20 protein-coding genes, 1 tRNA gene, 1 riboswitch and 1 other annotated feature are annotated in these 23753 nt (G+C 43.7%); of the genes, 10 read left to right on the top strand and 11 right to left on the bottom strand.

Features of this window, described 5'->3' with window-relative positions:
* Positions 1 to 55 precede the first annotated feature (55 nt).
* Genes aroA through aroC form a run of 4 tightly spaced genes read right to left on the bottom strand, consistent with a single transcriptional unit; the run spans position 56 to position 4741 of the window.
* Positions 56 to 1354, bottom strand: coding sequence for a 3-phosphoshikimate 1-carboxyvinyltransferase (gene aroA / locus BLT53_RS06465; protein WP_090233575.1), 1299 nt, complete (start codon positions 1352 to 1354; stop codon positions 56 to 58).
* Positions 1355 to 1374: 20 nt separating this feature from the next.
* The gene (locus BLT53_RS06460) at positions 1375 to 2475 is read right to left on the bottom strand and encodes a prephenate dehydrogenase (protein WP_090233574.1); all 1101 of its coding nucleotides are present in this window, start codon (positions 2473 to 2475) and stop codon (positions 1375 to 1377) included.
* 2 nt (positions 2476 to 2477) lie between these two features.
* Positions 2478 to 3572: a 3-dehydroquinate synthase gene (aroB, locus tag BLT53_RS06455; RefSeq protein WP_090233572.1), complete on the bottom strand. Its 1095-nt coding sequence runs from the start codon at positions 3570 to 3572 to the stop codon at positions 2478 to 2480.
* A complete protein-coding gene (aroC, locus tag BLT53_RS06450) occupies positions 3572 to 4741 on the bottom strand; it encodes a chorismate synthase (protein WP_090233571.1) in 1170 nt (389 codons plus the stop codon). Before aroC ends, aroB begins: the two co-directional genes overlap by 1 nt.
* Positions 4742 to 4798: 57 nt before the next feature.
* Positions 4799 to 5030, bottom strand: a binding site (T-box leader).
* A 268-nt stretch (positions 5031 to 5298) separates the two neighbouring features.
* Here aroC and BLT53_RS06445 point away from each other — a divergent pair.
* Both BLT53_RS06445 and BLT53_RS06440 read left to right on the top strand, forming a co-directional pair.
* The gene (locus tag BLT53_RS06445) at positions 5299 to 6375 is read left to right on the top strand and encodes a bifunctional 3-deoxy-7-phosphoheptulonate synthase/chorismate mutase (protein ID WP_090233570.1); all 1077 of its coding nucleotides are present in this window, start codon (positions 5299 to 5301) and stop codon (positions 6373 to 6375) included.
* Positions 6376 to 6487: 112 nt separating this feature from the next.
* Entirely contained in the window at positions 6488 to 7849 is a 1362-nt protein-coding gene (locus tag BLT53_RS06440) for an MATE family efflux transporter (RefSeq protein ID WP_090233568.1), read from the top strand.
* Positions 7850 to 7874: 25 nt separating this feature from the next.
* Here BLT53_RS06440 and BLT53_RS06435 read toward each other — a convergent pair whose 3' ends face one another.
* From BLT53_RS06435 to BLT53_RS06425, 3 genes are all read right to left on the bottom strand, one after another.
* Positions 7875 to 8786: a phosphotransferase family protein gene (locus BLT53_RS06435; RefSeq protein ID WP_090233566.1), complete on the bottom strand. Its 912-nt coding sequence runs from the start codon at positions 8784 to 8786 to the stop codon at positions 7875 to 7877.
* A 63-nt stretch (positions 8787 to 8849) separates the two neighbouring features.
* Positions 8850 to 10739 carry a vWA domain-containing protein gene (locus BLT53_RS06430; protein ID WP_090233565.1) on the bottom strand — a complete coding sequence of 630 codons (1890 nt, stop codon included), beginning with the start codon at positions 10737 to 10739 and terminating at the stop codon, positions 8850 to 8852.
* Positions 10740 to 10817: 78 nt separating this feature from the next.
* Positions 10818 to 11708 carry an ATP-binding protein gene (locus BLT53_RS06425; RefSeq protein WP_425284653.1) on the bottom strand — a complete coding sequence of 297 codons (891 nt, stop codon included), beginning with the start codon at positions 11706 to 11708 and terminating at the stop codon, positions 10818 to 10820.
* A 166-nt stretch (positions 11709 to 11874) separates the two neighbouring features.
* On the opposite strand from BLT53_RS06425, the gene fabL reads away from it, so the two are divergent.
* Positions 11875 to 12627, top strand: a complete 753-nt coding sequence (fabL, locus tag BLT53_RS06420) for an enoyl-[acyl-carrier-protein] reductase FabL (RefSeq protein WP_090233562.1) — start codon at positions 11875 to 11877, stop codon at positions 12625 to 12627.
* Positions 12628 to 12801: 174 nt separating this feature from the next.
* Positions 12802 to 14400, top strand: a complete 1599-nt coding sequence (locus tag BLT53_RS06415) for an MDR family MFS transporter (RefSeq protein ID WP_090233561.1) — start codon at positions 12802 to 12804, stop codon at positions 14398 to 14400.
* A 40-nt stretch (positions 14401 to 14440) separates the two neighbouring features.
* Here the strand turns inward: BLT53_RS06415 and metX are convergent, their stop codons facing one another.
* Positions 14441 to 15523: a homoserine O-acetyltransferase MetX gene (metX, locus tag BLT53_RS06410; RefSeq protein ID WP_090233559.1), complete on the bottom strand. Its 1083-nt coding sequence runs from the start codon at positions 15521 to 15523 to the stop codon at positions 14441 to 14443.
* 85 nt (positions 15524 to 15608) lie between these two features.
* A riboswitch (SAM riboswitch) is annotated at positions 15609 to 15719 on the bottom strand.
* A 164-nt stretch (positions 15720 to 15883) separates the two neighbouring features.
* Between metX and BLT53_RS06405 the strand changes: the two genes are divergently transcribed.
* On the top strand, positions 15884 to 16372 hold the full coding sequence (locus tag BLT53_RS06405; protein ID WP_090233557.1) for a universal stress protein: 489 nt from the start codon (positions 15884 to 15886) through the stop codon (positions 16370 to 16372).
* Positions 16373 to 16406: 34 nt separating this feature from the next.
* Here the strand turns inward: BLT53_RS06405 and BLT53_RS06400 are convergent, their stop codons facing one another.
* Positions 16407 to 17021: a cell wall hydrolase gene (locus tag BLT53_RS06400; RefSeq protein WP_090233555.1), complete on the bottom strand. Its 615-nt coding sequence runs from the start codon at positions 17019 to 17021 to the stop codon at positions 16407 to 16409.
* Positions 17022 to 17233: 212 nt separating this feature from the next.
* Between BLT53_RS06400 and BLT53_RS06395 the strand changes: the two genes are divergently transcribed.
* The 3 genes from BLT53_RS06395 (at position 17234) to BLT53_RS06385 (ending at position 19580) form a co-directional block, all read left to right on the top strand.
* Positions 17234 to 17809, top strand: a complete 576-nt coding sequence (locus BLT53_RS06395; RefSeq protein WP_244520364.1) for a cysteine dioxygenase — start codon at positions 17234 to 17236, stop codon at positions 17807 to 17809.
* Positions 17810 to 18000: 191 nt separating this feature from the next.
* Positions 18001 to 18837: a pyrroline-5-carboxylate reductase gene (gene proC, locus BLT53_RS06390; RefSeq protein WP_090233554.1), complete on the top strand. Its 837-nt coding sequence runs from the start codon at positions 18001 to 18003 to the stop codon at positions 18835 to 18837.
* Between the two features lie 122 nt (positions 18838 to 18959).
* A complete protein-coding gene (locus BLT53_RS06385) occupies positions 18960 to 19580 on the top strand; it encodes a DUF2238 domain-containing protein (RefSeq protein ID WP_090233552.1) in 621 nt (206 codons plus the stop codon).
* Here the strand turns inward: BLT53_RS06385 and BLT53_RS06380 are convergent.
* Positions 19560 to 20450, bottom strand: a complete 891-nt coding sequence (locus BLT53_RS06380) for a fructosamine kinase family protein (RefSeq protein WP_244520363.1) — start codon at positions 20448 to 20450, stop codon at positions 19560 to 19562. The genes BLT53_RS06385 and BLT53_RS06380 overlap by 21 nt on opposite strands.
* A 72-nt stretch (positions 20451 to 20522) precedes the next feature.
* Here BLT53_RS06380 and BLT53_RS06375 point away from each other — a divergent pair, with 72 nt between their 5' ends.
* Positions 20523 to 22388, top strand: coding sequence for a prenyltransferase/squalene oxidase repeat-containing protein (locus tag BLT53_RS06375; RefSeq protein ID WP_090233551.1), 1866 nt, complete (start codon positions 20523 to 20525; stop codon positions 22386 to 22388).
* Here the strand turns inward: BLT53_RS06375 and BLT53_RS06370 are convergent.
* A complete protein-coding gene (locus BLT53_RS06370) occupies positions 22369 to 23034 on the bottom strand; it encodes a GDSL-type esterase/lipase family protein (RefSeq protein WP_090233549.1) in 666 nt (221 codons plus the stop codon). The genes BLT53_RS06375 and BLT53_RS06370 overlap by 20 nt on opposite strands.
* 123 nt (positions 23035 to 23157) lie before the next feature.
* On the opposite strand from BLT53_RS06370, the gene BLT53_RS06365 reads away from it, so the two are divergent.
* Positions 23158 to 23234, top strand: a tRNA-Pro gene (locus BLT53_RS06365).
* Positions 23235 to 23753 lie beyond the last annotated feature (519 nt).

The raw sequence follows: 23753 nt of genomic DNA, 5'->3' as shown, positions 1-23753 counted from the left end.
AAGAATTCCACTCCTCCGCAGTTTATGCTGTTCTGAAATTTTTTCTACTATTATATTATACTTCGATGTTTTCCTTTTGCAGCTGCTCGAGCTGTTCAAAGAAGTTGGGATATGAAACGGTAACAGCCTGGCTGTTCAACAGTGTCGTTTCTCCTGCACTTAGACAGGCAGCGATCGCCAGCATCATTCCAATTCTGTGATCACCATGACTGTCAGTCTCCGCCCCTTGCAGAAGTTCAGTTTTCTTGATAATCATTCCGTCTGCAGTAGCAGTTATATCTGCTCCGAACTTTTTAAGCTCATTAACTACCGTGTCGATACGGTTGCTCTCTTTTACTTTCAATTCAGCTGCATCCATAATTACTGTTGTGCCGGAAGCTTGAGTTGCTGCGAGTGCAATTATCGGAATTTCATCGATTAAGCGTGGAATAATTTCTCCGCCGATTTCAATTCCATTAAGTTTGGACGTACGAACGGTAATATCGGCATAGGGCTCTGATTCCTCTCCGGACAGCCCGGAGATGGTCAGATCGGCTCCCATTTGTTTGAGAACATCAATAATACCTGTTCTGGTGGGGTTCATACCTACTTTTTTCAAAGTTATTTCACTGTTAGGAATGATGGCCCCTGCCACCAAAAAAAACGCGGCAGATGAAATATCACCCGGGACCTCAATATGTGTTCCTTTTAGGGTTTGGCCACCCTTCAGGCTTGCGGTCTTCCCACTTACCTCCACTTCACATCCGAAGGCCTTCAACATGCGCTCAGTATGGTCCCTTGAGGTATGCGGTTCGGTTACAGAAGTAGTTCCTTCTGTCTTTAAACCGGACAACAGCATGGCAGACTTCACCTGAGCACTCGCAACGGGTGAAGTATAATGAAAACCTTTCGTTTTACCACCCCGGATGGAGAGCGGAACAAAATTTCCATCGTCTCTTCCATCAATGGCGGCCCCCGTTTCCCGCAATGGCCCGGTCACCCTTTTCATTGGCCGCTTGGCAATTGAAGAATCTCCAGTAAGACATGAATGAAAAGGTGTGTTGGCAAGGATGCCAAGCATTAAACGGATCGTAGTGCCTGAGTTTCCAACATCCAGAATATCCGTAGGTTCATTCAGACCGTCCAAACCTTTTCCTTCTATTTTAACTGTATCGTCCTTCTGCTCGATGGATACCCCCATCTTCCTGAAACATTCGATGGTGCTCAAACAATCATCTCCGGGAAGAAAACCGTTCACGGTTGTTGTGCCTTCTGCAATGGATCCGAACATAACTGCACGGTGAGAAATCGATTTATCTCCGGGAACGTTTAGGGTCCCCCGCAAACCTGATACAGGCCGCAACGTTTTCAACATGTTTTAAACCTCCTTATTTACTACATGGCAACATACGTTGTAAATTGCAATTTTTCCAAGCTTTCTTTTGCCGACTGACGATCGTCCTCGGACTGAAAGCTTACCCGCAGCACGCCGTAAATGTCTTCTCTTGCTTCGATGACACGGATATTGGTGATGCTGAGCTTGTTGTCGGCAAGGATTGAGGTGACACGGGAGATAACTCCAATATCATCAATGATGTCAACATAAAGGTCATAAAAGGAAGTAATCGCTCCTTTTGCTTTGATCGGCAAGGCATCACGATAGGATTTAGCACCTGAAAAATAGTTGTAGAGCCCCTGATCATTCTCACTTTTAACCAAGTCTTTCACGTATTCCATTTCGTAAGCCCACTCATCGATCAGCTGCAGTATGTTCTCTTTATTATGCTTAATGATATCCTTCCACATGGCCGGGCTGCTCGATGCAATCCGGGTAATATCTTTAAACCCTCCGGCAGCCAAATCATTGATTTGAGCGTGGGAATTGGCATATTGCTCAACCTGGCGTACCAGACTGGCCGCCACGACATGTGGAAAATGGCTGACAACCCCTGTTAATAAATCATGTTTTTCAGCGTCCATGACAATAAATTTGGCATGTGTCCCTTTTAGCCATTCCTTCAGTTCATTGATATGGTCATCCGGAGTTGAAGGAGTTGGAGTCATCATGTAGAACGCATTCTCAAACAGGTGTGCTTTTGCACTTCCAGGGCCTGATTTATGGGAACCGGCCATTGGATGGCCGCCAATAAAGTCGATGCCTTTGTCTTGCAGCTTTATGGCTTTCTGCATGATTTTGCTCTTTGTACTCCCTACATCGGTGATCAGTGCTTTAGGCGGGGTTTCAAAAGAAGCAAACCAATCCAGCAAGCGTTCGGTTTCCTCCACTGGTGTTGCCAGAACAATAAGGTCAGCAGCTCCTGCTTCTTTCTCCAAATCGCTGCCGATTTCGTCCACAATCTGCAGTCTTTTTGCCAAATTTTCATGGTCCTTAGAAATGTCATGTCCAACAATAATACATTCGTGTTCTTTTTTAACTGCCATGGCAATGGATCCGCCGATAAGGCCCAATCCGATCAGCAGTACCCTTTTTTTCACAGTTATTGCTCCTTGTCTGTCAGTAAAAATTTCTGCAAAGCATCCAGCAAGATGGAATCACTTACTTCTTTGACATACGGCTGCCCGATCGCCTCAAGCAGCACCATTTTGACGTGGCCGGATGTTGATTTTTTATCTCTCTTCATGGCGCTCAGCAGCCGCATTGCATCGAGTTGGAATGGAACGCCAGGGTAATTGAATTGTTTTAGCCAGTTGGAGATTTCTTTATAATGAAGATTTGTGTTTCCGAGCTCCTCACTCAGTTTCAGTGCAAATCTCATTCCAATCGCCACTGCATCACCGTGAGAGATGGTACCATATCCAGATTCGCTCTCAATAGCATGGCCAAGTGTATGACCAAAATTTAAAATCGCCCGAAGTCCTTTTTCTTTTTCATCCTGTGAAACTACTTCTGCTTTAATCGAGATTCCCTTTTTTAAAATATGAGAAAGATTTTCCAGCTGGATATCGGATAAGTCTGAGATTTCTTCCTTTAAATAATTATAAAATTCTTCGTCCTGAATCAATGCATGTTTGATCACTTCTGCGAAACCGGAACGCAATTCCGTGAGAGGCAAAGTATCCAGAAAATTAATGGAATAAAAGACCGCTTCCGGCTGGTGGAACACACCTACCATATTTTTGCCGAGCGGATGATTAATCCCAGTTTTCCCCCCTACCGCACTGTCGTGGGCCAGAAGAGTCGTCGGGATCTGGATGAATCGGATGCCCCGCATGTACGTTCCAGCCACAAATCCTGCCAGATCGCCGATCATACCCCCGCCTAACGCTAATATGAGCGAATTTCTGTCCAAGCCATTTTCCAGCGCAAACGTGAGACTATTATAATAGTTGGAAAATGATTTTTCTCCATCTCCGTTCGGTACAACAAAGGTGTGTACGGGCAAGTCCAAGCCTTGGAGGGCTTCAATGACGTTATCCATATACAGCGCGCTGACTGTTTTGTCGGAAAGGATAAGAACACTTGTTACAACCGGCTTTAATTCTTTTATAAAAGGAGAAAGGTCCGTTATAATCTCATTTCCAATGAAAACAGGATATTGCTTCGTTTCGGTTTCAACGTGCAAGGTTTCCATTAAAAATCACTCGCCTGCTGGTTATGGCGTGCGATGTTTTCCTTCATGCGCTCGATGTTGTCAGAGCCAAATTGTTCCACAAGGGCAGCGGCAAGTTCCCAGGCGACAACAGCTTCTGCCACAACACTGGCAGCAGGTACAGCGCAGCTGTCCGAACGTTCAATGCTTGCCTGAAAAGCCTCTTTGGAATCAATATCCACACTTTGCAATGGTTTATATAATGTAGGAATCGGCTTCATAACACCTCTCACAACAACAGGCATTCCTGTTGTCATGCCGCCTTCAAACCCTCCGGCATTGTTTGTTTTTCTTGAGTAGCCGTCTTCTTTGTTCCATGTGATTTCGTCATGGACAAGGCTTCCTGGCTTATGGGCAGCTTCAAACCCGATTCCAATTTCCACTCCTTTAAAAGCATTAATGCTCATTACAGCGGCAGCAAGTTTCGCATCTAATTTACGATCATAATGGACATAGCTGCCAACACCGATCGGCATGCCTTCCACAATCACTTCTACAATTCCGCCAATCGAATCCCCGTTTTCCTTTGCCTCATCAATGGCTTTCATCATCTTAAGGCCTGCTTCTTCATCCAAACAGCGCACAGGTGAGGCTTCTGTTCTTTCCTGAAGATCTTTAAGAGTGTCATAGTCCGTTTTTTCTGCCACTACCCCGCCAATTTCGATGACATGGCCGCCAACCTGGATACCCAACTCATTTAATAGTTGTTTCGCAACTGCCCCTGCTGCTACCCGTACTGTCGTTTCCCTTGCGGATGAACGCTCCAATACATTTCTCATGTCCCGGTGATTATATTTAATCGCTCCATTTAAATCAGCATGCCCGGGGCGGGGACGCGTAATTTGGCGTTTCACTTCTTCACTGTCATCTTCAAGGGGTTCAGCGCCCATGATTTTCGTCCAGTGTTTGAAATCGCGGTTTTCAACTGCCAGTGTAATAGGCGAACCCAGTGTATAACCATGGCGTACGCCGCTGTTAATGATGGCCTGGTCCTTTTCAATCTGCATCCTGCGGCCGCGGCCGTGCCCTTTTTGTCTTCGGGACAGTTCTTCATTGATGGCCTGCGCAGTTAAAGGCAGTCCCGATGGCACACCTTCCAGGATGGTAGTTAGCTGTGGTCCGTGTGATTCTCCGGCTGTTAGATATCTCATGTTACATTTCCTCCAGTTTCTCTTAATGGAATATAAAAAAAGCCCCTGCTAAAAAATAGCAGGGACGAATTTATTCGCGGTACCACCCTCATTGCGGACAAACATCATCCGCCTCTTCATTCAGGATAACGGTAATTAACCGTCCTTTTTTACTGATTGAATCAACCAACCGTTCAAAAAGGAAGCTCGAGGGTGTAATTCGCATTCTCCTTTGTGCTGATTCACACCGTCCATCAGCTCTCTTTATAACAGGGAGAAGAATACTACTGTTGCCTGTCATTGCATTTTAAGATTGTATTATATCAAGTTTTAACATGGTTGGCGCGGATTGTAAAGAGGGTCAGAGGAATTTTTATAATTTTACAGTTTCTCAAAAAAAATCTGAAAATAAGACCTTGACAAGATACACTGACATGCTTTAAAGTAGCAAACAATACTCAATAAAATTTATTCGGAGCTGTTTTTTTTCGGAAGGCCAAAACGGCATCGGAAACAATAGCTAGGTCCATCCCTATTAACAGCCATGGATTGATTTTCAAATAAGAGGAGGAGCTTAAATGTCTAAAGAGCTAGAAGAATTACGAAGTGAAATTGAAGCGGTCGATGAACAGATACTGAGTTTACTGAACAACCGTGCTTCCATTGTGAAAGAAATTGGAAAACTAAAAGAAATGCAAGGTGTAAAACGTTTTGATCCTGTTCGGGAACGCAAATTGCTGGATCTGATCGAAGCCAGAAATGAAGGACCATTTGAGACCTCTACTCTTCAATATATCTTTAAGCAAATCTTTAAAGCGAGCCTTGAGCTCCAGGAAGATGACAATCGCAAAGCACTCTTGGTATCCCGTAAAAAGAAACCGGATGATACAATTATCAATATTAAAGGAGAGCAAATCGGAACAGGCGAACAGCATTTCGTGATGGGGCCTTGTGCTGTTGAAAGCTACGAACAAGTGAAGCAAGTGGCCAAAGCACTTAAAGATCAAGGCTTAACCCTCATGCGTGGCGGTGCTTTTAAGCCGCGTACCTCTCCATATGATTTCCAGGGTCTTGGAATGGAAGGCCTGAAGATTTTACGCAGGGTTGCAGATGAGGAAAATCTTGCTGTCATCAGCGAAATCCTGAACCCGAACGACTTGGAAGAAGCCCTGGACTATGTTGATGTGGTTCAAATCGGTGCCCGCAACATGCAGAACTTCGAACTATTGAAAGCTGCCGGTGCCATCCGCAAGCCTGTACTATTAAAGCGCGGACTTTCAGCAACTATTGAAGAGTTCATGTACGCTGCTGAGTACATCCTGGCTCAAGGTAATGACCAGATCATCCTTTGTGAGCGTGGTATCCGGACATACGAGAAAGCGACCCGAAATACGCTTGATATTTCTGCTGTTCCAATCCTAAAACAAGAAACTCATCTTCCGGTAATGGTTGATGTAACACATTCTACAGGAAGAAAGGATCTCCTGCTTCCTGCAGCAAAAGCGGCACTTGCTATTGGAGCAGATGGCGTAATGGCAGAGGTTCACCCTGATCCTGCCGTCGCATTGTCAGACTCTGCACAGCAGATGAACATTCCTCAATTCCATGATTTCATGAACGAAATTAAAAAACACGCAGCTGTATTCACATCTTAACCTAAAAAGACGGTCCCTCCAAGGGCCGTCTTTTTTGTATGTAGAGACCACCCCCTGCCCTTTTGCTGTGGTATACTTTCCATATTGTACGAATAAGAAAAGGATCAAGCCTATGGAAAAAACACAAACACTTCAACAAAAAGCATTACTATTTTGCCGGTTGGTTTTCCCTGTTTTAATTACCCAGCTTGGCATCTATGCCATGAATTTTCTGGATACTGTAATGTCCGGCCATTCAGGAGCGGCACAACTGGCCGGGGTAGCGATCGGTTCAAGTATCTGGGTACCCGTATTTACTGGTTTAAGTGGGATTTTAATGGCTCTGACCCCCATTGTTTCACAGTTTAACGGTGCTGGAAAAAAGGACAGCGTTCCAGGAGCTGTAAAACAAAGTCTTTATTTGGGGCTTGCTTTGGGGGTAGCCGTTATACTGGCGGGATACTTTGTTCTCGATCCCCTTCTTCAAGCGATGAATCTTGATTCAACAGTCAGTGATGTCGCGAAAGGATATTTAATCGCGTTGTCAACAGGAATCATTCCTCTCTTTTTATACAATGTTCTCAGGTCGTTCATTGATGCTCTCGGAAGAACCCGTGTGTCCATGTTAGTGACTGTTGCTGCTCTCCCGGTCAATGCGCTGTTCAATTATCTCCTTATCTTTGGAAAATGGGGATTTCCGGAGCTTGGGGGAATTGGAGCAGGTTATGCCACAAGCATCACCTATTGGTTCATCGCTGTTCTCACATTTATTATCATTCATAAAGTGGAGCCATTTTCCCTTTACCATGTTTTTCATCGCTTCCCGGCTGTATCAATCCACGCCTGGAAGGAACAACTGAAAATTGGCATTCCCATCGGTTCTGCCATCTTTTTTGAAACCAGCATCTTCGCCGCGGTAACGTTACTTATGAGTTCTTTCAGCACAGCGACAATCGCAGCTCATCAATCGGCCATTAACTTTGCGTCATTTCTTTACATGCTGCCACTCAGCATATCATTCGCCCTAACGATTGCTGTTGGTTATGAGGTTGGCGCAAAACGTTATACCGATGCGAAACAATACAGTTACCTCGGGATGGGTACTGCAGTGATTTTGGCCCTGCTCTGCGCGGGTGGCCTTTTGCTTTTCCGTGATCAGGTTGCGGCACTGTATTCAAGTGACCCTTCAGTGATCTCCCTGACGAAACACTTCTTGCTGTACGCGGTGTTTTTTCAATTGTCAGATGCGATTGCAGCTCCCATCCAAGGCGCACTGCGCGGGTATAAAGATGTGAATGTCACCCTTATATTATCCTTGATTTCATATTGGGTAATCGGACTGCCTGTGGGATACATTCTTGCAGCCTCCACTCCTCTGGCTGCGTTTGGTTATTGGGTCGGTTTGATTTCCGGGCTGGCGATGGGCGCCATCTTGCTCTATTTTCGAATGGCCTATATTCAAAAAAGACAAGAGAAAGCCACCTTGAATCATTAAAAAAATGGCAGATTCCTAACGCTCGTTATGGAATCTGCCACCCATTTTTATTCATTTCCCGCTGGATTTCTTCCATTCCCTCTTGTATCCAGCTGCTGTTTTTTCTTCGGATTCCCTCCAGGATATATTGCAAATGATCAAAAGTTACAAAATAGGAGATTTTAGTTATACGATCCTCACTATTTTGGTCTCCCATGAAATTGAGAAGACTTTCCAAAAATAGTTTACCGCAATCTTCTAAGATATATCGATATTCAAAATCAGGGTCACAGATTGCAAGATCACCAAAATCAATAATACCCGTAATACGATGTGTTTCAGGATCAATTAAAATGTGGTCCATCGACAGGTCACCATGGATGAGAGAAGTATACTCCGTATAGACCGGATGATGTAAATAGTCATGAAAACGTGAGGAAATATACTTTTGCAAACCATCTTCCATCAAAGGAAAGACGTGTTTTCTAACCTCTTTCCACAAGCCGAAATAAAAGCAATGAAGATCAAGCTGAGGAACCCCGTGCGCCTTTGCCTGTTCCACTGGAAAAGCCCTTAATTCCTTGATAAATTGTGACAAGCCTATAATGAAAACTTTCCTGTTTTCCGGGCTAAAAGAAAAAATGGAATCCTCTTTCAAAATTTCTCCGGGAAGTAATCTGTAACCTGCAAAAACCAGCCCATCTTTTTGTTTGCCGTAATATTTAAATTGTGGTATTGCCGCAGAAACAAAAGTAGAGAGAACAGGCAAAATGCGTGCTTCTTTATCTAAATCAGCGGAGGCTCTTTTGTTCTTCGCAAACCGGAATGCCCATTCTTCATTTATTTTCAAGACCATACTCATCCATCCCTTACCAAGCTTTTGGACAGAATCAACGTTTAGATCCTTACATTGTTCCTCAATACTGGTTACATACGCGGAGTATTTATGTCTTTTCATGATTGCCTCCTGACCATTTTTTCTGGATGGACAGCTTTTTTTACAAACACGTTCTTTGAAGATCTATGACAATCTAAACAGCAACTTCCTCAGCACAGGTACTAAATAACTGACCAATTCCGTGGCGCTTGGTACGACAACCTGGTGGCTGCCATATATATTTTTCATCAGATTTTGAGCTTCCTCTGTCACTTTTCCGTTAGAAATGTACATGCCAAGAATCTCGATTCCGAGTTTGCGCGTATGTGTAACCGCTTCATGCGTGTCAAGTATGCCATGGTTTTCATAATCAAATGCTGCAGGTTCTCCATCGGAAAAAACAAGCAGAAATTTTTGTTTTTCTTTCCGCCTTAGCAAATCCTCTGCTTTTTTTCGGATCGAGTAGCCATCCCGGTTGTCTTCCTGAGGTTCCAGCTGCAGAATTTCCGGACCATATTGATTTTTCAGCGAATGGGTGAATGAAATAACTTCTTGAAAATAATTGGGTTGACTGTCTTTTTTAGCATCTGCAGCATCCTCCCAAAAGCCTACAATTGAATGTGGGATCCGGACAGCTTTCAAAGTTTCATGGAACAAAACAATCGCTTGGTGAGTTTCATCCATCTTGTCAAACATGGAGGCAGAACAATCGACCAGCAAGGTAAACACGGCATCAAGCTCTTGCGGCGATTCCATTTTTTTATAGAAAAGGCGCGGGTTTTTATCCGTCAACAGCCGCGTCAGTTTCTTGCTCAGTCGTCCAAAATGCAAATCCTGATTAGGCACATTCTTTTTATGTTCAATCGTTTTCAGGAAACTTTGCTTCAATAAACTGATGGAAGGCTGGACGGCTGATTTGATTTCCTGGTATTTTATCAATTCATGGGGTGTCGGGTATTTATTCTCCACCTTTTTCTCAACCGCATATCGGTTCATCTCTCCATAAGGAAATACTTCCTTTCCGGGAGCACTTCCCTTATCATCCAGTCCGGCGTCTATTTCACCGGAAAAATCGTTACTTTTCGACTGTTTTGCTCCCGCCTGTACCGCCCCATATGCCTGGTCTCCTTCTTCAGCCCTTCTTCCTCCTTCACCAAGTAGATCAGTTGTTGTACCCTGATCCAGGTCAAATTGCAGAAAGGAATCCGTCGGTGTGGAGGTTTCCTCATGCCAGCTTGGCATTTCCTCATGTTCGGTTTCTTGCCCGTCCGTTTCTTCTTCCGTTTCCATGGTGTGTGGAGCTTTAACTTCGTTGTCTCTCGTAAGGTCCTTGAAAGCCGGCACCGTGGATTCATAAAAGGATAAATAGGAAGTTGTCATATCCTTGATATCCCATTCCCGAAGATTTCTTCGAATCACCTGCATGATTTCTGCGATTTCCTTGGTGCTGTCGGCTCTATTCAATTGAAGCAGAGGCGCACGCAGCTTGTCATAAAACCCGCCGAGCGGAGAATTCAGCTGCACTAGGCGGTGATTGGCCAGAATAAAGATACTGCAGAAAAATGCATCAAGCCACTTTCTTTGCTGGCGATGCTGGCGCAGTTGGCGTTGATAATACGTAAAAAGAACCTTTTTTCGTTCTGAAAAAGAAACCGCCATTCCCGGACGTCTGGCAATGCATTCCTTCTCCAGCCGGTAATCTTCAGCAAAAAGCAGAAGGTGCTTTAAAAACTGATGATGTGGTTCCTGTTTGAACGACTGAAGCGTTTCTTGCAACACCTGAAGATCACTGTAATAAAAGTTACCAAAGCTTCGCAAATACACTTCACTCTTTAACCCCTGAAGCTGAACCGGTCCAGGATATGTCATCCAAAACTGGCTGACATGGATGATATGCCCTGGTTTATTTAAGTAGGAATGATACGAAAACTCAACCTCCAGCTTTGGTTCTCTTGATAAGGCTTTCGCCAAATCTATAAGTTGCATATGAAGAAAAGCATCAATCTTGGTATCTGCAAACGATAAAAACTTCATGTGGTTACACCTCCTTTTTACACTGTCCAGTTTTCTGGAAGTCGTTGATTTCCGTCCTCGTCCCGCTAAGAAAGAACCTTAAAGAAAAAGAGTGTCAGCTATATTGTGGATCAGTGTCCGTTCCCGTTCATCCTCCAATTTATCGATCACTGCTCTTTGTATGGCGCGTTTTGGAGGCATATATGCAGAGAGATCTGCCGCATCAAGCAACGCACGGATGGATGCTGCATCCTCCGAGAGCTGGCCGGTGCTGGTTTGCTGAACCAAATCGGCAGAAAATTGAACAAATGATTTTAACAATTCTTCATCCTTCTGCTCGGACTGGCTGAGAAGCATCTCATACAGTGTATCTCCCTGTATATATGGCACTTCAATCACTACAAACCGGTTTTTTAATGCTTCATTTAATGGGACCGTGCCGATATAACCTTCATTAATGGCTGCAATGACGTTGAAGCCTTCAGAGGCTTTGAGCAGTTCGCCGGTAAACGGGTTGGTCACCGTTCTCCGGTAATCCAGCATTCCATTGAGGATGGGCAAGGTTTCTGGCTTGGAAACGTTAATTTCATCAATATATAAAAAGTGGCCATTTACAGCGGCTTTTGTCACGGGGCCCGGTATAAATTCAATTTCAGAATGGCCATTTTCATAGCTGATCGTCTTGTGGCCAAGCAATGCTTCCGCATCAAGATCCACTGAACAGTTGATCGAATGTAGTGGCTGCTGAAAAAGAAATGATAAATATTCTGCGAGCTTCGTTTTTCCTGAACCAGTTGGCCCTTTTAACAAGACATTTTTACCCATCAGGAGTGCGATGACGGCGTCATTTACGATCTCCTGGTTTTCTGAGGTATACCCTTTGGTCCCGATCAAATGCTGATAATCACTCAAGCGGTTTCCAAGGTTGTTTCTGAAATTGTTCAGCTTTTCCAATAATCCATTGGGCAAATTCAAATCATCTATACTCATGGGAAAATTCCTTTCATCCATATAAACTGTAAACACCTATTATATAGTATCTTTCTTCACATGTCCTTTCAAATACTTGGTTTTCCCTTGCATTGACATTGCTCTTGAATCTCTTTAGAATTTAGAATTAGTACCAAGTGCTAAATGACGTAAAGGACGTGTTTTTTTGAGTAAAAAAGTAGCTCTAGTCACAGGCGGAACAAGAGGCATCGGTAAGGCGATCGCATCAAAGTTTGCGGCTGAAGGATACAACCTTGTTTTAAATTTTATGAGAAAAAAGAAAGATGCTGAGCAAACGAAACAAGAATTTGAAGAAAAATACGGAATAACCGTTCATATCGTAAAAGCCAATGTAGGTGACCTGGAACAAATTAAAGCTTTGTTTACGGAAGTGGAGCAAACATTCGGCCGTCTGGATGTCTTTATTAACAATGCGGCTTCCGGTGTCTTGCGCCCTCTTATGGAAATTGAAGAATCCCATTGGGACTGGACACAGGATATTAATGCAAAAGCGTACCTGTTTGCTGCCCAGCAAGCAGCAAAACTGATGGAGAAAACAGGTTCAGGAGCCATTGTGGCCCTTTCCAGCCTTGGTTCAATCAGAGCGCTTCCAAATTACGTTGCTGTCGGGGTGTCCAAAGCCTCTGTTGAAGCAATCACTCGCTACTTAGCGGTTGAATTGGCTTCCAAGAATATTGTGGTTAATGCAGTTTCCGGAGGTGCTGTTGATACAGATGCATTGAAGCACTTCCCTAACCGCGAGGAATTATTGGATGAAGCCAAACAAAAGAATCCAGCGGGCCGCATTGTTGAGCCGGCAGACCTTGCGGAAACCGTTTATTTTTTATGCACCCCTGCTGCAAGCATGATCAGGGGCCAAACCATTATTGTGGATGGCGGTCTGTCCCTTTTAGCGTAAATCGCATGAAAAACGCTCCTTTTTTTGGAGCGTTTTTCTTTTAAAAAAGGTTGACTGACCGGTCATTTCCGGAATATAATGGGGAAGTGTTAATAAAATAAGTAATGCATTCGCCCACTGACCAGTGGGTCATTTTTGTGATGCATTCATTTTATAAAAGATAGGAGACAATATATGAACAATGATTTAACCCCCTCTATCAACCGTAATATGGTACTCTTGGGCCTCATTATTGGTATGTTTTTTAGTGCCATGGAACAAACTGTGGTCGGTACAGCTATGCCGACCATCATTGGTGAACTGAACGGTTTTTCCATTTTCGCCTGGGTCACTACCGCTTACCTTATTACATCCACCACCATTATTCCTATTGTTGGTAAGCTTTCGGACCTCTATGGGCGCCGGTTGCTTTATTTAATCGGTACGGTCATTTTCGTCATTGGGTCTGCCCTTTGTGCGACCGCCAGCTCCATGGAAGAATTAATTATTTACCGTGGTCTTCAAGGTCTTGGCGGAGGTATGATCATGCCGCTTTCCCAAACCATCATTGGTGATATTTTCACTGCCGAGCAGCGTGCAAAATGGCAGGGTGTCTTCGGGGCCATTTTTGGTTTAAGCTCTGTAATTGGTCCATTCATTGGTGGATTCCTTGTGGATACCATCAGCTGGCACTGGATTTTCCTGATTAACGTGCCATTTGGTTTGTTATCCGCTATTTTGATCTTTATTGGAATGAAACACGAAATGGTTCGGCCAAAAAATGAGGTCCATATTGACTATTGGGGTATTATCACCCTAATTCCGGCTATCGTCCTGTTGTTGCTCGGCCTCACCTTTGGCGGGGATAAATTTGAATGGAGATCGCTCGAAAGTGTTTTAATCTTTGGTTCATCGATCCTTCTCATGATTATTTTCGGGTTTGTAGAAAGAAAAGCAAAAGAACCTGTACTTGATTTGACTTTGTTTAAAAACCGTGTGTTTGCTACAACGAATGCATTAGGCTTTTTGCTGGGTCTAGGAATGTTTGGTGCTATTATGTTCGTTCCAATGTTCATGCAGGGCATTTTGGGTGTAACTCCTACACAGGCCGGATCAACCATGACGCCAATGATGATCTCACTCATCCTTGCAAGTATCGTTGGGGGAAGGCTATTATTGAAACTCCCATACAGGACTGTATTAACAGCAGGTATGCTGATTACGGCACTTGGATTTTACTTGATGAGCACTATGGGTGTGGAATCTAAAGAAATTACAGCTTATGCTTATATGGTTATCATGGGATTTGGTATGGGTCTTGTTATGCCTACCCTTATGATTGCCATACAAAATGAATTTCCGAAAACGAAACTGGGGGCTGTTACATCGGCTTCCACCTTCTTCCGTTCTATTGGTGGTACGATCGGCATTACAGTCCTGAATGTTGTTATGAACCACTCTTTGGAAACTAACATGAAAGATGTAGTAAAAGAACAGAGCAACCCGATGCTTCAAGGTGTTTTCCAGAAACTGGCGGATAAAACAGATGCCTTGTTCAGTCTTCTTATTCATCCAGACATGCTTAAACTCCCGGGTTCAATTAAAGATACGGTGATCCATTCCATTCAGACGGCATGGAGCAGTTCGTTTACGACCGTATTCATGACCGGACTTATCTTTATCGGAGCAGGTATAGTTGTTGCCCTTTCTGTAGGCAGCGGACGTATTAAAAATGAATCAACACAACAGGAAACAACGGTTCCTTTGGCGGATCAAGCTGCAGGAGAACTGTAAAACAAAAAGACATGAAGCTATTTATCGCTTCATGTCTTTTTTATTCGGAGAAAAATCCTTCCAGGAACGGGCCCCACTTTTCGAATTCTGTTAAAAATCCATCATGACCGAAAATGGTGTTGACCTCATGAAACAGGGCCTTTTGGCTTTCTTCATTCACACTTTCTGTAAAAGTCTTCATCATCGCTGGTGGATACAACAGGTCTTCTGTAAATCCAAGACAAAGCATTTTTGCCCTGTATCCTTTGCTTGCTTGATGGGTGCCTCCTCTTCCTCTGCCAATGTCATGGCTGTCCATCGCTTTCAGTAACGTCAGGTAGCTGTTGGCATCAAACCGCTGGGACAGCTTCTGTGCCTGATAATGCAGGTAAGTTTCGACAGAAAAAGAAGCTTCATCTGATATGGAATACCATTCTTCCGTTTGTTCTCGTTGAAACCGTTGATTAAATAACGTACCCGAACGGTAGGTGAGCATTCCAATCATTCTGGCAATGCCCAGCCCTTTGGCAGGCGACAATTCTGAAGAATAGTTCCCATTATTCCATTCCGGATCACTCACAATCGCCGTTCTCCCAATAGCATTAAAACCAATGGCATAATCACTAAGTGCGGGGGTGACTGCAATGGGAATCAAACGGTCCATAAAATCTGGATAGAGCAATCCCCACTCGAGAACTTGCATTCCGCCAAGCGAGCCTCCGATAACCGTGTCAAGAGAATGAACGTGAAGAACTTCAAGCAATCGTTTTTGAGCATTGACCATATCACGGATGGTAATAAGCGGAAATTCTCCGCCATATTTCTCCCCTGTCAAAGGATTAATGGAAAGCGGTCCCGTCGTCCCTTCACAGCCCCCAAGAACGTTCGTCGTAATAACCTGGTACTTTTCTGAATCGATATATTGGCCCGGTCCAATGAGTCCTTCCCACCACCCAGGTCCGTTTTCTGTTGTCAATGTATATTGATTTCCTGTAAGTGCATGGCACACAAGAATAGCCGGAGCATCAGCGGCTCCTATGCGCTGATACGCAATATGAACATCAGATAATGTTTTTCCGGACTCCAGAACAAGATCCCCTATTTCTGCCACTTCATTTTCAATTGCTGCTTGTGCATTTGCCATCAGATATCCCTCCGATTTTATCAAACAAAAAACACCTCTCTTTTAGATTCAGAGAGGTGCAATCATCCATTTCGGGTTGTACCGTCTCTTATCTGTCAAAGTTCTTTGCCTTTGCAGGATTTGGCACCAGTACAGAATCTCTTCTGCAGGTTGCCGGGTATCATCGGGCCAGTCCCTCCACCACTCTTGATAAGAGTTTACTATTCGTTTTTATGAACAACTTTAATACGTTCAAAAATACAGCAGTCTTACGAATTTGTCAATTAAATTTCGAAAGTTTCTTATTGTTTGTCTTCGTGTTTGCCTTTCTCCTCCAGCGGGTAAAACTTAATTAAACAATATTCCAAAAGAGGTGAAGGTATGCCTTCTTACCAAAGAATCCTGGTGGGGGTTGACGGTTCCCGTTCAGCGGAAGTGGCGTTTTACAGAGCGATTGAAGTGGCAAAAGAATATCATGCCAAGTTATACATCGTCCACATCACCGAAGACCGCCTTCCCGCTGCTCCATTGGATGCCGGAGCCATCAATATTGAAATGGACAGAGATCGGATTGCAGCCGGAACACTTTTGGACGACTATGAACAATTGGCCAGAAACCATGGTTTAACGCATGTAACCACTTTATCAAATTCAGGATCGCCCAAAATGGAAATTCTTTCATTTGCTTCCATGCATGAATCCGACCTGATCGTTTGTGGAGCCACAGGTTTAAATACAGTGGAACGCATCTTTATCGGAAGCGTCTCACAGTATATAACCCGTCATGCCAATTGCGATGTGCTGATCGCAAGAAACAGCCAAAAAATTGAATCTTCAGGATTAAGCATTAAAAGTACGAGCCAGCGATAAAATACCCCCCGTCTGTGAATGGCGGGGGCATGAATTACTTGCTGAATGTGTGGTTTCCGATAACCGTACTAGCAGGTTTCGTATCGAGCCACCTGCTCACAGCTGTCCTTTTATTGTAAAAGAATAGGGAACCATTCGTGTTATCAAAACCAGATAACGCCTTGTCCACGGCCTTTTCCGCCGCCGGAGAAGGTTTCTTTAAATTGTTCTCCATAACCGGCTGAAATTGGCCTTTATCGTAGACTACGTCATGAATGGAATCAGGAAAACCGTCATCATTAACGCGGTTCAGCACAACTGCAGCCACTGCTACTTTTCCTTCAAAGCTTTCTCCCATCGCTTCGGCTTCAACAAGAGAAGCAAGCAATTTTTTATCTTCCGGCGTTGCTTTTATTTGTTCTGTCGCAGCGTTTGTTTTTTCATCGCTTATTCCCTTCACCGGCTGCACCTTTAAATTTTGTCCCGGATAAATCAAATTGCCGGTAAGTCCATTTTCCTTTTTGATCTCCTGAAACGGCACGTTATAGGATTGCCCCAGCTTCCAAAGCGTATCCCCTTCTTTAACGGTATGTGCACTTGCTCCTGTTCCTCCAGCTATAGAAAGCCCAATGGCTGTGATTCCTGTGATGATACTCATCTTTTTTATCATGATTCGTTCCTCCCTGAATCGTAAAATTTCGTCTGCGGTGAAAAAGACGATTCTAAACAAAACGCGGACGTTTTAACCTAACGCAGTCCCTAGGAGGTAAATTTCGGGTATTCATGTTATTTTGTGACCATTGCCTCACAAATTGTCTGTTTACATGAACATAATGTCCCCCTCATAAACTGATTAAAAAGTAATCAGAGAGGATGAAGAGCGTGATCCTTCAAGAACGCATTGAAATGCTGTTTGGTTCCATGCAAAATCCCTCTTCCAGACAACTTTTAAGAGCCTTGAAACAACTGGGAGCCCGCCTTGGGGATGTGATTCCCTACTTAAAAAAACCAGGCAATAAACCTTACGGAAGACAGATAATTTATCAGAATGATCACATTGAAATTCTTGTGATGCAATGGTCTTCTTATCTCGACTGTGCTCCTCATGACCACGGCCAGTCCTATGGTTGGGTTCAGATTATTGCCGGCTGCTCCGATCATTGGATTTATGAGATTTCTCACGACAGCCTTCCATGGGAGAAATTAAAACGGAAGGAAAAAAGCGGTTCCTATTTGAATGTGGGGAAAGGAATGATTCATAAAATGGGATCCCGAGGAGAGGAGTCTTTGATCACCCTGCATGTTTATTCACCACCAATCAGTGGGATGAAGGTTTATGATTTAAATAAATGTGCAGCCTGTATTGTTTCAGAGGATTGCGGTGCCTGGTGGCCAGAGGAACAAAAACAGCAGCTTAAAACGCTTCGGCTGAAAAGCCCATTTGAAATTGAACCTTAAATCTTTTCATATCACATGATTTCAAGTGATTTATGGTCTTGTGCACAAAACAGTTACGTTTTCCTAGCGTTTTATTCCTTTTTTACCCTTACCTCTCCATGTCCACCGTTAAGGGTTGAAACTCTCCCTCATCGTGTTAAGATAAGAACTTATATGACGAAAATGACTAAACGGCAATAAGGAGAGGTTGCATGTTAGAAACAAAGAAAGTGCTTTTTATTGGAGCAGGTTCAATGGCAGAAGCAATTGCTGCCGGAATGGTCGCACAGGATAAGCTGCCTGCCAGCAACATAATAATGACAAACAAACAAAATGAAGAACGAAGAATTGAACTTATGAAAAAATACAAGATAGGGGCATTGCCCTACCATGAAGCTAAAATTGATGAATCAGACGTCATTATTTTAGCCATGAAGCCAAAAGATGCAGAAAATGCACTGTTGGAGCTTGCTCCTCATGTGAATTCAAACCAAATCATCATGTCGGTATTAGCGGGGATATCCACTTCTTATATCGAAGAATTGCTACCAGAAGGACAGCCGGTGATCCGGGTGATGCCGAACACATCAAGTACGATCGGAGAATCAATCACCGCCATTACAGGTGGAAATTCAGTATCAATGGAGCATATTGAATTGGCCAAAGCGTTATTCACTGCGATTGGAAGAGTGAAAGTAATTGAAGAAGAGCAAATGGACGTTTTCACAGGGATTGCGGGAAGCGGACCAGCCTATATTTATTACATTCTTGAGTATATTGAAAAAACAGCGGTGGCAGAGGGACTGGATGAAGACATGGCAAGAGAAATTGCCGCCCAAACCATATTTGGCGCCAGCAAAATGGTGCTTGATACAAATCTTGATCCGGAAACCTTAAGAAAAAAGGTAACTTCCCCTAACGGGACAACCGCCGCCGGGCTTGATGCCCTTCGTGAAAACCATGCCGGACAGGCATTTTCCGAAGCCATTCTGAGCGCCAAGAAAAGGTCGGCTCAGATCCGGGAGGAATTTGAAAAAGTTTCAGTTTAAACCAGCAAGACCATTACCCCTTTTATTTCGGGGTGATGGTTTTTTGTTTGGAGTAATAAAAGGTATAGCCTTTCCTGCTCTTCTTCATACTGTTAAAGAGAAACGGAAGGAGCTGTCACAATATGCCTCGTTTTAAGATCATTGATATGATTCTTTTGGCAACCATAGCCGCAGTTTTTATATGGTCAGCGATTCAACCGCGAGATTATTTCACCTGGGTTCTTGAGGTTTCACCCGCTGTGGTATTGCTGATCGTTCTCATTCTCACATATCATCGTTTTTCGCTAACCACTCTCTCCTATACGGTCCTCACTGTTTTGGTTCTCTTGATGTTTATTGGAGGACATTATACCTATGATGATGTTCCTTTGTTTGAAAGCATCCAAAAGGCCGGCCACTTCAAGCGGAATGATTATGACCGGTTTGGCCATTTTATAAAAGGGTTTGCAATACTCCCCATTCGGGAAATGATCCTCCGTTTAACTGGTATAACGAGCAAATTTTGGACAAGCACTATCAGCTTGAGTTTTGTCATGTCCATCGCTGCCCTGTATGAAATCCTTGAATGGCTGACAGCAAAAATTGCCGGTACACCGGCAAAGGACTTTTTGGGCACACAGGGGGATATATGGGACTCCCAATGGGACATGAGCCTGGCCTTCATGGGATCCATTCTCTGTCTAATTCTGTTCACTCGTTTACACGACAGAAAAATGGCTGATTCAGGATTGAAACCGAAGTAAAATCCGGTCAACTGAAGAGCCGTATCCTTCCCCAAATATATTTAAATGGACGAGAAGATAAAAGAGCTGATAAAGTTCTTTGCGATCCTCATAGTCTTGTCCTAGCGGACGATAGTATGTATAAGCCTTATAAAAAGAAGGAGAGTACCCTCCAAACAGTTCGGTAAACGCCAGATCCATTTCACTGTGGCCGAAAAGAATGGCCGGGTCAATTAACACTGGTTCTCCCTTTGAATCACTCATCCAGTTACCTCCCCACAAGTCGCCATGGAGCAATGAAACTTCCGGCTGTGAAGGAATCCATTGTTTCATGTCATCCATTAGTTTCAGAAGATTCTCATGCCGTCTGCCATGGATGGTTTTAAGCTTCACCCCCAATTGCAATTGGGGCTTGATTCTTTTGTTGATGTAATAGTCACTCCACGAATTATGCCACCCGTTTTCCTGGTTCAGGGTGCCGATATAGTTATCATAATCAAGACCGTATGATTCCTGCAAAGAGCAACTGTGTAGCTTTGCCAGGTTTTCCCCCAAACGCCGTTCTGAGTCCTTTCCTTTCACTTCCTTGATCCATTCGGTGATCAAGATACTTGGTGTCCCTTCTTTTTCAGTATCGTGGCAGAAATAAACGTCTGGCACTTTTATGGCTTCGGTTTCGCGGAGAGCTTTAAGTCCTTTTGTTTCAGAAGTGAAAAAATGATGGCGGGTTTGTTCCTGAACCTTCATAAAATAAGTGTTCTGTTTTGTTTTGACTCTGTATGACTTATTGATACTTCCTCCGGTCAAATTCATCAAGGAAATGTCCTCTCCTGTATCTCCCCATTCTTTTAAATAGGGTGAAATGCGCTGAATCAACTTGTTTTTAATCATAAACACCACCACCTGTATCATATAGTTTGAAGATCATGAAATTAAAATGAATGGAGCAGAAGGAGCAGATAGATGCAAACGTTCATCGGATTAAAAGAAGGCATCCACTCCAGGCGAAATATGCTGATTTCCATGCAGCAGGAGGATGGTTCTTTTCGATTTTGTTTTGAAAACCCCGTAACCACGGATGCTTATTTATTGGTGTTACTTGTTCTTTTTAACTGGAAGGATCATCATTTGAAGAACGTACTTGCCAGGCGGATCCTCTCCAAACAATCTTCCGATGGCACATGGAGAGTTTACCCTGATGAAAAGAAAGGCAATCTTTCTGTAACCATTGAAGCGTATTGTGCGCTTTGCTATTACGGGCAGAACATTCATGACCAAAACATGCAGCGGGCTAAAAACTTTATTTTGTCAGAAGGAGGCTTAAAAAAAGCAGCTTTACTGACCAAAGCCTTTTTGTCCATGAATGGAATACTTCCCTGGCCCCGTCTCCCTTTTGATCCTGGCCTGTTAATCGATATGCCGGCTATATCACCGCTTCAGTTTTTTGACTTAAGCAGTTTCGCCCGCATCCATTTTGTTCCCATGATCGCTGCCATGAGAAACCAATTTTCGATATCCCATCCTTCCAAAGATCACCTTGCCGATTTAGCTCTCTCTCGTGACAGCAAAAGTTGCTGGGAGGAGTTTGAAAACCAGTCCTTTATCCGCTTTTTCAGTGAGCATACCGTTCCCTCTAACTCCATCGATGCAAAGCTGGAAGAGTATATGCTGGACCGAATCGAAAAGGACGGAACCCTTCTCAGTTATGCCATTTCGACTGTCTTTATGGTGTATGGACTTCTCTCTTTGGGATACTCCATGGATTCTCCCGTTATTCAGAATGGGATTAACGGCATCATTTCTCTACTTTGCTACAATGGACAGCATTACATCGTCCAAAACTCGCCCTCAACCATTTGGGATACTTCCCTAAGCTTATACGCTTTGCTGGAATCAGGAATGTCACCTGCAGACCCGCGTATCCAACAAGGGATTCATTTTTTACTGAAACATCAGCATACTGAAAAAGGCGACTGGCAGCACCACTGTCCAGAAGTTGCTCCGGGAGGATGGGGGTTTTCGGAAAGCAATACCATTCATCCTGATCCGGATGACACCCAGGCAGCATTGCGGCCACTTTCTGTTCTTGCCCATTATTCTGGCCAGGTTCTTCATACCTGGCAAAAGGGGATCAACTGGCTGCTAGCCATGCAAAATGATGACGGGGGCTGGGCATCCTTCGAAAAAAACACAAATAAAGCATGGATTGGAGAGCTTCCCATAGACCATGCGTATGACGCCTTAATTGATGCTTCGTTTCCAGACATGACAGGCAGGATCCTCGAATTTCTTGGAACATACAGTCCCCTCACCCTAGATGACACAGCCATTCAGAAAGCGGTCAACTGGTTACATCGTAAACAGGAAGCTGATGGTTCATGGCTCGGCCGCTGGGGAGTTTGCTATCTGTATGGAACATGGGCTGCTGTTACCGGTTTGGCTGCGGCAGGCCATTCACTTCAAGATAATGATCATTTAAAAAAAGCTGAGAAGTGGATCCGCAATGTTCAGCATGGTAATGGAAGCTGGGGGGAATCGTGTGCAAGCGATATTCATCAAATCTTTACGCCGCTTCCCTATGGAACCCTTGTCCAAACTTCTTGGGCACTAGACAGTCTGACCTGTCTGCATTCTGCGCCTACCCCTGAAATTAAAAAAGCCGTCCAATATCTGCTTCATTCACATGATCTGCCAGGAGCTCAGTCTTATCCGACAGGCATCGGCCTCCCAGGCTACAATTATGTGATCTACCACAGCTACAGCCATATCTATCCTCTTCTGGCTTTAAGCCATGTGCATACCAAATACGTCAATCAAGGTGCGGGCTGAGCCGCCCGTACCCAGTGTCGTAAACAGCCTGTGCGATCACCCTGTGCCCGACGCTGTTTGGATGGATACTGTCCCAGGACAAAAGTTCTTTTTCACGTCCAACGAATAAAGAATATATGTCGGCCACTTTTACATTTGGCAAGGTTTGAAAGTTCTCGATATGGCGGTTTAAAAGTCTGACCCATTTGTAGGCGGTGTCCCAGCGGTGGTAAGGATTATAAATATTCGTCAGACGGATAATATAGCTGCTTCTTCCTTTTTCTTTAAGCTGAATAATCTGTTTCAATATTCGGCTCATATTTTTTTGGCACTCTTTTAACGTCATGTGCAGTTCTGCCTCTTGTTTGTTTAACAAGTATTTTTTTCCAGCTTTGATCAGATCGTTTCCTCCGGCGGTTATGGTGATAATCTCCGACCGTTGCAAAGCCTTTCTCACCTTCGGCTCCTCAATCGATGCCAACACATCCTGGGTCGTATACCCGTTTTTGGAGTAGTTATGAAGGTCGTACATCTTAAGCAACGCATGTTCGGTCAACAGATGATACCTGTGAGCAAAGCTTCCCCATTCATCAGAAGAACCGATTCCTACGGAAATAGAGTCCCCCAAGGCAGTATAGTGAGAATGCACTTTCCAAGATAAGCCCATCGTGCTCGCACCTTTCGCACTCAATTATTTATAAATATGAAGAAAAAGAGAAAGAGGTACGAAATTTCTGAATTAAATATCTTGCCAATTATTTTGATGGGATGATATATTTTAATTAGTTTACGGGATGTGGCGCAGCTTGGTAGCGCGCATGCATGGGGTGCATGAGGCCGCAGGTTCAAATCCTGTCATCCCGACCAGTCCAATAAATTTAAATAGCATTACGGGATTTGAAGCAATGACCTGCTACTTGCCCCGATCCTATTTCCATACAAAGACCACTATTGAACACATCATTAGGTGGTCTTTTTTATTATGGTTTTCAAACCAGCGCCACACTGAAACGTTTACATTCGGGAACTCCTGTCTTCAATTCTTGACTACCTATTATGCTTGTGGTTAAACTGAAATTAGGTAGGGGAAAATGGTATTAAAGACTTATGGAATCTGCACTTTCTCATATATTGACTGGCATTTGGGTGCGGATTTTGAATCCTTTTTTTTCGACCGGGGTACATAATCAAAAAACAGCAGCGGGGGCTGCTGTTTTTATGTCTTAGGGGGTATACTTTATAGGTGAATGTTTTTAAATTGTAAAGCATTTGTAAATGTTTTATTTCAAATTGTAAAAGCTGTTTATCTTTACAATCATTAAAGTTATAATTACGAATGGTTTGGGTTAACAAAATATTTAGGGTAAATTTACTTTTTCTTAACAA

It is taken from the genome of Fictibacillus solisalsi (genome assembly GCF_900103485.1).
Taxonomy (GTDB): Bacteria; Bacillota; Bacilli; order Bacillales; family Fictibacillaceae; genus Fictibacillus_C; species Fictibacillus_C solisalsi.
The sequence above is the reverse complement of the archived record's forward strand: the minus strand, read 5'-3'. Positions and strand labels throughout refer to the sequence as shown.

Coding starts and splice junctions, on each gene's coding strand:
- aroA (WP_090233575.1), bottom strand. CDS start 1,354: ATGTTGAAAACGTTGCGGCCTGTATCAGGTTTGCGGGGGACCCTAAAC.
- aroB (WP_090233572.1), bottom strand. CDS start 3,572: ATGGAAACCTTGCACGTTGAAACCGAAACGAAGCAATATCCTGTTTTC.
- aroC (WP_090233571.1), bottom strand. CDS start 4,741: ATGAGATATCTAACAGCCGGAGAATCACACGGACCACAGCTAACTACC.
- BLT53_RS06445 (WP_090233570.1), top strand. CDS start 5,299: ATGTCTAAAGAGCTAGAAGAATTACGAAGTGAAATTGAAGCGGTCGAT.
- BLT53_RS06440 (WP_090233568.1), top strand. CDS start 6,488: ATGGAAAAAACACAAACACTTCAACAAAAAGCATTACTATTTTGCCGG.
- BLT53_RS06435 (WP_090233566.1), bottom strand. CDS start 8,786: ATGAAAAGACATAAATACTCCGCGTATGTAACCAGTATTGAGGAACAA.
- BLT53_RS06430 (WP_090233565.1), bottom strand. CDS start 10,739: ATGAAGTTTTTATCGTTTGCAGATACCAAGATTGATGCTTTTCTTCAT.
- BLT53_RS06425 (WP_425284653.1), bottom strand. CDS start 11,708: ATGAGTATAGATGATTTGAATTTGCCCAATGGATTATTGGAAAAGCTG.
- BLT53_RS06415 (WP_090233561.1), top strand. CDS start 12,802: ATGAACAATGATTTAACCCCCTCTATCAACCGTAATATGGTACTCTTG.
- metX (WP_090233559.1), bottom strand. CDS start 15,523: ATGGCAAATGCACAAGCAGCAATTGAAAATGAAGTGGCAGAAATAGGG.
- BLT53_RS06405 (WP_090233557.1), top strand. CDS start 15,884: ATGCCTTCTTACCAAAGAATCCTGGTGGGGGTTGACGGTTCCCGTTCA.
- BLT53_RS06400 (WP_090233555.1), bottom strand. CDS start 17,021: ATGATAAAAAAGATGAGTATCATCACAGGAATCACAGCCATTGGGCTT.
- proC (WP_090233554.1), top strand. CDS start 18,001: ATGTTAGAAACAAAGAAAGTGCTTTTTATTGGAGCAGGTTCAATGGCA.
- BLT53_RS06385 (WP_090233552.1), top strand. CDS start 18,960: ATGCCTCGTTTTAAGATCATTGATATGATTCTTTTGGCAACCATAGCC.
- BLT53_RS06380 (WP_244520363.1), bottom strand. CDS start 20,450: ATGATTAAAAACAAGTTGATTCAGCGCATTTCACCCTATTTAAAAGAA.
- BLT53_RS06375 (WP_090233551.1), top strand. CDS start 20,523: ATGCAAACGTTCATCGGATTAAAAGAAGGCATCCACTCCAGGCGAAAT.
- BLT53_RS06370 (WP_090233549.1), bottom strand. CDS start 23,034: ATGGGCTTATCTTGGAAAGTGCATTCTCACTATACTGCCTTGGGGGAC.